This is a genomic window from Peribacillus sp. NPDC096448 (genome assembly GCF_044762675.1).
GTDB lineage: Bacteria > Bacillota > Bacilli > Bacillales > DSM-1321 > Peribacillus > Peribacillus frigoritolerans_B.
In genome coordinates, this window is the sequence record NZ_JBIWEU010000043.1 from 1 (window position 1) to 8,349 (window position 8,349).

Annotated in this window: 9 protein-coding genes; 6 read left to right on the top strand and 3 right to left on the bottom strand. The window is 32.1% G+C overall.

Features of this window, described 5'->3' with window-relative positions; all coding sequences use genetic code 11:
• Positions 1-166: 166 nt before the first annotated feature.
• The 3 genes from ACIQ0C_RS26785 to ACIQ0C_RS26795 form a co-directional block, all read right to left on the bottom strand.
• Positions 167-775 carry a transglutaminase-like domain-containing protein gene (locus ACIQ0C_RS26785; RefSeq protein ID WP_403065814.1) on the bottom strand — a complete coding sequence of 203 codons (609 nt, stop codon included), beginning with the start codon at positions 773-775 and terminating at the stop codon, positions 167-169.
• Positions 776-1,313: 538 nt separating this feature from the next.
• On the bottom strand, positions 1,314-2,234 hold the full coding sequence (locus tag ACIQ0C_RS26790; RefSeq protein WP_403065816.1) for an alpha/beta hydrolase: 921 nt from the start codon (positions 2,232-2,234) through the stop codon (positions 1,314-1,316).
• Positions 2,235-2,722: 488 nt separating this feature from the next.
• Positions 2,723-3,115 (bottom strand): FtsX-like permease family protein, encoded by a 393-nt coding sequence (locus ACIQ0C_RS26795; protein ID WP_403065819.1) that lies wholly within the window; start codon positions 3,113-3,115, stop codon positions 2,723-2,725.
• Positions 3,116-3,289: 174 nt separating this feature from the next.
• Here ACIQ0C_RS26795 and ACIQ0C_RS26800 point away from each other — a divergent pair, with 174 nt between their 5' ends.
• From ACIQ0C_RS26800 to ACIQ0C_RS26825, 6 genes are all read left to right on the top strand, one after another.
• Positions 3,290-4,015 (top strand): response regulator transcription factor, encoded by a 726-nt coding sequence (locus ACIQ0C_RS26800; protein WP_403065822.1) that lies wholly within the window; start codon positions 3,290-3,292, stop codon positions 4,013-4,015.
• Positions 4,012-5,103 (top strand): sensor histidine kinase, encoded by a 1,092-nt coding sequence (locus tag ACIQ0C_RS26805; RefSeq protein ID WP_403065825.1) that lies wholly within the window; start codon positions 4,012-4,014, stop codon positions 5,101-5,103. The genes ACIQ0C_RS26800 and ACIQ0C_RS26805 overlap by 4 nt, the downstream gene beginning before the upstream one ends.
• Positions 5,104-5,169: 66 nt before the next feature.
• Positions 5,170-6,084 (top strand): ABC transporter ATP-binding protein, encoded by a 915-nt coding sequence (locus ACIQ0C_RS26810; protein ID WP_403065828.1) that lies wholly within the window; start codon positions 5,170-5,172, stop codon positions 6,082-6,084.
• Complete coding sequence (locus ACIQ0C_RS26815; RefSeq protein ID WP_403065831.1) at positions 6,081-6,797, top strand: ABC transporter permease; 717 nt, start codon at positions 6,081-6,083, stop codon at positions 6,795-6,797. Before ACIQ0C_RS26810 ends, ACIQ0C_RS26815 begins: the two co-directional genes overlap by 4 nt.
• Before the next feature lie 17 nt (positions 6,798-6,814).
• Positions 6,815-7,540 carry an ABC transporter permease gene (locus ACIQ0C_RS26820; protein WP_403065834.1) on the top strand — a complete coding sequence of 242 codons (726 nt, stop codon included), beginning with the start codon at positions 6,815-6,817 and terminating at the stop codon, positions 7,538-7,540.
• 88 nt (positions 7,541-7,628) lie between these two features.
• Positions 7,629-7,934: an ATP-binding cassette domain-containing protein gene (locus ACIQ0C_RS26825; protein WP_403065837.1), complete on the top strand. Its 306-nt coding sequence runs from the start codon at positions 7,629-7,631 to the stop codon at positions 7,932-7,934.
• The last annotated feature ends 415 nt before the right edge of the window (positions 7,935-8,349 follow it).

The following is an 8,349-nucleotide window of genomic DNA, read 5'->3' on the forward strand; positions in this document are numbered from 1 at the left end:
CTTTTTTAAAAAGCGTTTTTACTGGGTCTATTTTGTTGTGGTTTTTTCTGGATTTTGAGCTTTTTTAATTTTCATGGGAGTTCATTAAGAAAAGCGAAACTTCTTCAATAATCGCGCCCGTTAGTGAAACTTTATGGATTTTTATTTAAGATAGGTAATTGAATATTTATAAAACATCAGGTAAATGGTGTATGTACATTTCTAATGCATCCGTATTTGCCTCTAAAGTAGTAATAGTCTTATGATTAGGGCTTGTATATATGATAGGATAATCTTTTTCATCAAACTCTTTTCTAATTGGAAAAGCAAGAATTTCTTCGTTTACCGAGAATTCAGCTTGTACTCCTGGTTTATTTCCACGAGCATCTAAACGAATCCAACGATTTAACGACTTTAGGAAAACTCCGTTTAATGTATGTAGAGAATAACCTTCTTCTGGAGTATCAAATATCATTAGCCGTTGATAACAAAAACCAGTTGGGATTCCTTCTGATCTTAATAAAGCTGCTAACAAATTAGATTTTGCATAACAAATACCTTCTTGATATTCAAGTACCTCTGATGCTTTACAAGTAACTCTTTTACTTTGAATATCCCAAGAGTGAGATACTTTATCTCGTACAAATTCAAAAGCTACTTTAACCTTTTCTATTTCTGAAAGTTCGTTGACAAAGATTTCATCAACTTTTTTTTGGATTAAAAGATGTGAATAGTCAACTACATCTAACTCCTTTAAATAATCGGTCAAATCTGAAGACTCAGGTATAAGTTGCATATATACTCCCCACCTCTTATAAATTTTACATAATTATACAACTATTTGAATATTTATTCAATTACTAAAATTCAATTAAATAGCCCAATTGTTGAATAAAGATCAAACAGCACTCTTCAACTATCCTGCCCCGATAGTTCCATAATAAAAAGCTGCCTTAAAGGCAGCTCCGATCTTCAGCTAACGCACCCGTTAGCCATCCATGAATCGCAAAAATCGGCGATTCACCACAAAGAATGAAAATGGTTAGGAAGTGTCCATACTGATACTGACCTTAATCCAGTCACCCCCAATCCATAGACTAATTAATTAACGCTCTCCTCTTTTTTTAAACGATTGAGCAGGGTCTTCTTAAGTATTGTCATTTTTCATTATTAAAGAAACTTATTTTCATGGTAGTTCATTAAGAAAAGCGAATCTTCTTCCAGAATCTCGTCCTTAATGGAGTAATCATTAATTTTCTAGGTTAGACAATTGATAATATACTATTAAGACAATTATCCATTTAACCGCCACCTAATAAAATCTTTTTATAATCTCAATTAGATAATATAGTAGCGACATCTTGAATTGCCTTTCTACCTGCTAGGCTAATACCACCTAACTGAAAAAAGCCATGTGTAACTCCAAGGTACCGTTGGCATTGTGCCTCTACCCCTGCATTAAGTAAACGACGATAAAAATCTTCACCTTCGTCAACAAGAGGGTCAAATTCAGCAGTTAAAATGTGAGTTTCTGGTAGTCCTTCAAGATCATCCGAGTATAACGGACTTGCTTCTGGGTGCTCAAGAGGTAGACAATTTGATAAATAAGCCTCAAAGCCACTTACTAAAGCATCGGCTGTCACCACATAATCATCACCGAATTTTCTATAACTATCGCTTGATGCCTTTGCATCAAGCATTGGGTAAATTAGAATTTGTCGTTTAGGCATCAAATGGCCTTGTTTTTTTAATCGTAAACACGTTACTAAAGCAAGATGTCCACCTGCGCTGTCGCCAGCAATAGAAATGTTGTCTGGATTCCCTCCCCAAGATAAAGCATGCTGGCGTACGACATGAACGGATTTCACCGCATCGTCATGAGCTGCTGGATAAACATGCTCTGGAGCTAACCGATAATCAACAGCGATAACTAAAGCGCCTCCCAAGTTAGCTATCTGTCGCAACTGGCGATCATGAGTTTCGAAGTCACCACTAACAAAACACCCTCCATGATAATAAATCATAATTGGAAGGTTACCTTGATCCAATGGCTTGTATATACGAAGCCGTAAGTCATCGATTGTTTGTTCAAAAACATCCCATACTGGCAAGGCTTCGCCAGCTAAATTAATTGAGCTCAGATATCCCTTCCGACGATCCTGAATTGTTTGTTTACTTGCTGACGTACGACTGCTATTGATAAACTGCGTAACTAATTTTTGAATACCAGGTTCTAGGTAGTTTAAATTTGTCATTTCTGGTTCACCCTCTATTTTTGATAGTAATATTTTAACAGAACAAGCTAGGAATTAATTTAGAGCTTCCTGATTTACTTAGTAACCTTCACCCCCAAAAGGAGATCTTGTTAGCGCGCACCTCTGAGTATGATCTTCTACAATCTGGCCCAATTGTTGAATAGGGGTAAGTCCGAGATAAGTCCAAAAACGGCACGATAGATGTAAATAAGTGTAAAATGAATGTATTCAGAAAGATGGTCTCTTTTTTTATGTTTAAAAAAATAGGCTCCTAGTATTGAATAACTACACACCTTATAAAATTTCTCGATTCAACTAAATATACCTGCTTATTCAACTAATCTCCCGTTAATGAAACAAGAAAAACTGCCAAAATGGCAGCTCCAATCTTAAACTCCTGCTACCCGTTTGTTTAAGTAAAATCCTTTACAAAAGCCGACTTAAAGGGTCGTTATTCAACCCTTTAAATCGGCTTCTTTTTGCAAGTATTACTCGATGATCAACTCTGCTGTAATTGATTTTTTTCCTAGATGTTTTGCAAATGGAATTGAAACAACAAACGAAATTATTAATACTGAACACGCTAGAATTATTAAGGTATTCCACGAGATTATAAATTTGGCATCTAAAGCCACTGAGAATCCGTAAGTCATTAGTATTCCGGTTACTGTCCCAATGATGGTTGCAATACTACTAAATAGAACCCCTTGTAAGACAATGATTTTGTTTAATTCATAAGGTGTAATGCGAACTGTCCTTAAGATTGCATATTCTCTCCTCTGGGCATGAATGCTGGCACTAAGCGTATTAACAATTCCAAAACAACCAATTAAAGAGACAACTGCAAGTACAGCCCATAGTATTGTGAATTGTTGATTCATTTGTTGATGAATATTGTTTAATTCAGTTTGGAGATCCCCCCAACTAATTTCAGGATAATCCCTTTGTAAATTAATAAGGCCTGTTAGAACTTCTTTCTGTAATAAGTGCTTTTTTTGTTTGTTCGATATAATATCAGTAGAATATATTACTATTTTTAGGAAAGAAGGGACATAATGAATTATTCGTTACTGTTAGTAGACGATGAAAGAGGCTTATTGGATGTACTAGAGTTATCATTAAGAAAGGATGGATTTCAAAACATACATACAGCTACAACTGGGATAGAAGCTCTAAATAAAATTAAAGAGCAATCTTTTGATCTTATTATTTTAGATATAATGTTACCTGATATAGACGGTTTAGAAGTATGTAGACAAATGCGTACCCAAATAAATACACCTATTATATTTCTAACTGCTAAAGGAACTGATATGGATAAAATTATGGGGTTAACTATTGGAGGAGATGATTACATAACAAAACCTTTCAATTCTTTAGAAGTAATTGCACGAGTAAAAGCAAACTTAAGAAGACAAGAATTTATAGCAAATGAACCAAAAGAATTTGGAGAAAAAACATTCAAACTAAATAACAATGTTCAAGTATTAAAAGAATCTGGTCAAATTCGTGTTGGTGAAACTTATATTGATTGTCCGGCTAAAGAATTTGAACTACTAATTTTTTTATGTGAGCATCCTAATCGTATATTTAGCGTTAGGCAACTATATCAAAAAGTTTGGGGAGATTTTTACCTTGGTGATGAGAAGACGGTAGTTATTCATATTTCTAGATTGAGAAAAAAAATAGAGGTAGAACCAAAAAAAAAACCATCTATTTTAGTAAATGTAAGGGGCCTAGGTTATAAATTAATATTAAAAGACGAGGAGCAACAGAATTGAAAATATTTTTTCGTTTTATTTTTCACTTCACTAGTGTTCTTGGTTTATTAGGATTGTTTATGTTGTTCATCTATATTATATTGGCTCGGCTATTAACGGACTTTATTATACCAACACATTATTTCCACATTTATGCTGCTATAATATTTAGTATTTCATTTGTCGTATTTGCAGGTTTATATGGGTGGTATGTAATACAACCTATGTTTTACTTAATTTCTTGGATTAAGCGTCTATCTCAAGGAAAGTTAGAAAAACCATATAAAAAAACTTATATGCCTTATTTAAAAAAAGGCATACCTAAATGGTTGAGGAAATCAACTCAATACTTTGAAGAGTTGGAAGATCATATGGAACAACTAACCTATACTTTAGAGCAGAACAAAAGATTTCAAAAACAATTAGATCAATCTAAAAAAGAATGGTTATCCGGTGTATCTCATGATTTAAAGACCCCACTTTCCTATCTTAAAGCTTATTCGAGTTTATTGTTATCATCTGATTACAAATGGTCAGAGGAAGAAAAGTCTAATTCATTAAAGATAATTTATGAAAAATCCCTCTATATAGAATCACTTATTGATGATATGAATCTTTTATTTCAATCTGAGAATGGGGATTTAATCGTTTCATTAAAAAATCTTGATATTATAGATTTTATTGAAAATATTGTGATAGATATGGCAAACAGCCCTCTCGCAGAAGGTTATAATCTAAGTTTTGAGACAAACATTTATTCTTTACATATGAACATAGACGAAAAACTTATGAATAGAGCATTATCTAATCTCTTAATCAATGCAATAGTTCATAATCCCCAAGAGACTAACATATCAATCAGTATTTCTTACAATGAGAACCTTAATATATACATAAAAGATAACGGAATTGGAATGGACAAAGATACTTTAGAACATTTATTTGAAAAGTATTATAGAAATTCTAAATACAATCGTTCCCATAGTAGTGGTTTAGGAATGAGTATCGCTCAATCTTTCATAGTCGCTCATCAAGGTAAAATTAGTGTTGAGAGTAAAATTAATGAAGGTACATTAATCAAAATTAGTTTACAGGATACTAATAATTAATTATTAGTATCCTGTTTACTTTGTGTTTACTTAAGTTTAGTAGAATATAAGCGAGGTGAATAATTAATGAATAAATCTGTAATTGAAACGAGAAACTTAACAAAAAAGCATGGGAAAATAAATTCAGTAAACAATTTAAACTTAGAGGTACCTGAAGGAAGTATATACGGATTTTTAGGACCTAATGGAGCAGGTAAAACGACTACTATTAAGATGCTATTAGGTTTAATTAAACCTTCTAATGGCCAAATAGCAATTTTTAATAAAGATCTATTAAAGAATAGATCTTCTATTTTATCTAAAGTTGGATCTCTTGCTGAATCTCCTTCATACTATGGACACTTAAGTGGATATAAAAACCTTGAAGTAATAGCTACTATGTTAGACATAAAAAAAAGCAGAATTGATGAAGTACTAAGATTAGTACGCCTAACTAAAGATGCACACAAACCTGTCAAACATTACTCTCTAGGTATGAAGCAACGATTAGGTATTGCCTCTGCATTAATAGGTGCACCGAAGTTGCTAATATTAGATGAACCAACAAATGGTTTAGATCCTTCAGGAATTCAGGAAATAAGAGAATTAATTATAGAAATGCCTAAGCAATTTGGTATCACAGTGATGGTTTCTAGTCATTTACTAAGTGAAATTAATGCCATGGCTACACATGTTGGAATTATAAATGAAGGCAATTTAGTTTTTCAGAATAAATTAGAAATTTTACAAGATAAAAATAAATCTCAGCTTTATCTTGAAGTCGGTAACCCTGAATTAGCTTATGCACAGCTAAAAAATCAAGGGTGGGAAGTAAATAACAAAGCTAATGGCCTGCTTGTAAACTCCATTAGTCGTAAAGATATCCCCAAAATTGTTGAATCTTTGGTAATAGAGAAGAACCTTATTTATAAGGTTAACGAACACAAAAGATCATTAGAAGATATCTTTCTAAACTTAACTGGAAAGGGGCAAAGTTTATGATGCTTCGCCTTTTATTAGCAGATTGGCTAAAACTAAAGAAGATTCCTGTATTAGGAACTATTGTAATTGGAAGTATAGGCTTAAGCGTAGTAGTGGCTGTTCAATCGTATTTTTGGAGCGATAAAATAAGTGAATCAAAAGGTATTTTTATAGTTGCCATTTTAAATTTATTTCTCCATTTTACTCTCATGGTTATATCCACTCTTTTATCGTCAATTATTGCAGGAAATGAACATGATTCTAATAGTTGGAAAAAGATATTTGCACTTCCAATTTCTAAAATCCAGATTTTTTTTAGTAAAACCATATTAGTAATTTTTTTATTAGCAATTACAAGCCTCTTAATATTATTAGGTTCTATTGTTATCTGGTCAGCCTTTGCAGGCTTTAATCAAATAATTTGGACTTTACTCTTAAAACAAATAGCTTTTTCATTTTTAGCTTCTCTGCCTACTATAGCAATTCAATTATGGTTGTCACTAAGTATTAAAAATCAAGCTATTCCAATTCTAATTGGGATAATTGGAGCAGTTTCAAGTTTATTCTTAGCACGCTCTTCTTCGATTATGGTTAACTTCTTACCTTGGTCATATTCTCCATTATCTACTCCATTATTAGCCCATTCTATAGATTGGGTTTGGAAAGGATTATTTGTGGGGGTATTATTTTTAATTTTAGGAGCAATAAAGTTTTCTAAGCAAGAAACTCATTAAGAAAAAGGAGTCAATAAATGTTTATACGTAGCCTAAATTCAGAAAAAATAAAAATTCAATGGTATTTTTTCTTTCTACTAATTATTTGTGAAACATTAATAAATAGCTTTATTTCTTTTATTGCCTTAGGTCAAGATTTTTCATCAAATTGGAATAATTACTATACTTATGCAGCTAATTTCCACTCGATGTTCTTCTTCCCTTTGTTAGCTGGTTTGTTCACTACATTGTTATATCGTTATGAACATAATAATAATAGCTGGAAAAACATTTTAACTGCTACTATACCTAAACATTATATATATTTATCGAAAATGATATGGGTTTTGTTATTTTTAGTGATCACTCAATTGTTCTTTTTTCTAAGTTATTTTGCGGTTGGTCAAATTTTAGGAGTAGAAGGATCATTACCATTATTTCTTATATTTAAAAGTTTAGTTGGTGGTATTATAGCTATTATTCCCTTATTAGCATTGCAAGCCTGGATATCTATATATATCAGGAACTTTGGTGCCTCGTTAGTAATTGTACTCGGCTTAATAATTCCTAATGTGTTACTAACAGGAATGCATTCTAACTTAGGTAGCTGGTTTCCTCCTACATTACCTTTTTATACTATGATGCCAAAGGGCACACAATTTTCTCCTAGAGTAGATTTATTAAGCCTTTATGTAATTGTTGCTATAACTTCATTCATTTATATATTAGGTGGCTCACTTTCTTTTCGGAAAAAAGAATGGTAACAACCTGCATTTTATTAAAAGGAGTAATGAATAATGGTGAATAAGAATGTTATAGAAATATCTAATTTATCAAAAAAGTATTAATCAAATAAACCTTCAAGTTCCCCAAGGAAGTGTATTTGGATTACTAGGTCCAAATGGTGCAGGAAAAACCTCTCTTATAAAGATGTTATTAGGCCTTTCAACTCCTACCAGTGGGGAAATTAAATTATTTGGAGAATCCATACAAAAAAATAAAATATCCTTATTAGGTAAGGTAGGAGCATTTATTGAAACTCCTAGTGCTTTTGAACATTTGAATGGCACAGAACAACCTAATTATGATTCATATAGAAAATTTCTGTCTTTGATAAAGAAATTTCCTGTTTATAAGCGTCCACATTTCCCTACTTAGCAATATGGCGCGATTATGAAAGATCAGTCTCTCTATATAAATGGTAGTTTTCCATATAATAATATGCTATTTTTCTTGTGTCATAAATCTCAAAAACGATTGTTTTTGAGATTTTTTATTTTGAACTAATTTTGAACTGTTACTTTATAATTTGCACGTATATTTACTTTTCATTTTTTTTGTGGTTTTTTTATCATCGAAAAAAGACGTATAGAAGGGGTATCACCAAACCTCGGTATTTTGTACGTTAAGCAAATCCCAGCAAAAAAAGCCGTTTCCTGTACGTTAGGAAATGACTTTCTTTAATGAGCCTTAATGAACTAACGCACCCGTTAGTTCACTAAGGGGTAGCGTCACATGCCCATCAAGCTAAGAAGAATGAATACCCCAAAAATGAAAATTTTAAGTTTCTTTT